The sequence below is a fragment of the Streptococcus sp. GMD4S genome (genome assembly GCF_000296955.1).
This window is the reverse complement of record NZ_AJRE01000490.1, coordinates 1-1,763: the sequence shown is the minus strand read 5'-3', so window position 1 is coordinate 1,763 and position 1,763 is coordinate 1. Positions and strand designations below refer to the sequence as shown.

At 43.6% G+C, this 1,763-nt stretch carries 2 protein-coding genes; both read left to right on the top strand.

The features are described from left to right. Positions 1-884 (top strand): aspartate-semialdehyde dehydrogenase (locus GMD4S_RS12010; protein ID WP_000001351.1); only part of this gene is annotated, 884 nt, incomplete at its 5' end. A 56-nt stretch (positions 885-940) separates the two neighbouring features. Beyond that, on the top strand, positions 941-1,763 hold an 823-nt coding region (gene dapA / locus GMD4S_RS12005; RefSeq protein WP_000121630.1), incomplete at its 3' end, for a 4-hydroxy-tetrahydrodipicolinate synthase.

Sequence of the window (1,763 nt, the reverse complement as noted above, 5' to 3'; positions counted from 1 at the left end):
TTGATATTGCACTCTTCTCAGCAGGTGGTTCGACATCAGCTAAGTATGCACCATACGCAGTTCAAGCTGGAGCGGTAGTAGTAGATAACACATCTTATTTCCGTCAAAATCCAGATGTACCATTGGTTGTGCCGGAAGTCAATGCTCACGCACTTGATGCCCACAACGGGATTATTGCTTGCCCTAACTGTTCAACAATCCAAATGATGGTGGCTCTTGAGCCTGTTCGTCAAAAATGGGGCTTGGACCGTATCATCGTTTCAACATACCAAGCAGTCTCTGGTGCTGGTATGGGAGCGATCCTTGAAACACAACGTGAACTTCGTGAAGTCTTGAATGACGGTGTGAATCCACGTGATTTGCATGCGGAAATCTTACCTTCAGGTGGTGACAAGAAACACTATCCTATTGCCTTTAACGCTCTTCCACAAATTGATGTCTTCACTGACAATGATTACACTTACGAAGAGATGAAGATGACTAAGGAAACGAAGAAAATCATGGAAGATGATAGCATCGCAGTGTCTGCAACATGTGTGCGTATTCCTGTCTTGTCTGCTCACTCTGAGTCTGTTTACATTGAAACAAAAGAAGTGGCTCCAATCGAAGAAGTGAAAGCAGCCATCGCAGCCTTTCCAGGTGCTGTTCTCGAGGATGACGTAGCTCATCAAATCTATCCTCAAGCTATCAATGCAGTTGGTTCACGTGATACCTTTGTTGGTCGTATCCGTAAAGACTTGGATGCTGAAAAAGGAATCCACATGTGGGTTGTTTCCGATAACCTTCTTAAAGGTGCTGCTTGGAACTCAGTTCAGATCGCAGAAACACTTCACGAACGTGGATTGGTTCGTCCAACAGCTGATTTGAAATTTGAATTAAAATAGTCATATCGTTTAGGAGTTCAGATGAACTCCTTCTTTGAAATAGAGAGGTGTTTCTCATGTCTTATCAAGATTTAAAAGAGTGTAAAATCATCACAGCCTTTATTACCCCTTTCCATGAGGATGGTTCCATCAACTTTGATGCCATTCCAGCCTTGATTGAGCATTTATTGGCCCATCACACAGACGGCATTCTTCTAGCTGGAACGACTGCTGAGAGTCCAACTTTGACCCACGATGAAGAGTTGGAACTCTTTGAGGCTGTACAAAAGATTATCAATGGACGCGTTCCTTTGATTGCGGGTGTAGGTACCAATGATACGCGCGATTCGATCGAGTTTGTCAAAGAGGTCGCAGACTTTGGTGGTTTTGCTGCTGGGCTTGCAATCGTACCTTACTACAACAAACCTTCTCAAGAAGGCATGTATCAGCACTTTAAAGCGATTGCAGATGCTTCTGACTTACCTATTATCATCTATAACATTCCAGGGCGTGTGGTAGTGGAATTAACTCCAGAAACCATGCTTCGTTTGGCTGACCATCCAAATATTATTGGGGTCAAAGAATGTACAAGTCTGGCTAATATGGCTTACTTGATTGAACACAAGCCAGAAGAGTTCTTGGTCTATACTGGTGAGGACGGAGACGCTTTCCATGCCATGAATCTTGGTGCAGATGGGGTTATTTCTGTTGCCTCCCATACAAATGGAGATGAAATGCACGAAATGTTTACTGCCATTGCAGAAAGCGATATGAAAAAAGCTGCTGCAATTCAGCGTAAATTCATTCCTAAAGTCAACGCCCTCTTCTCTTATCCAAGTCCTGCTCCAGTTAAGGCAGTCCTTAACTATATGGGATTTGAAGCTGGACCAACTCGATTAC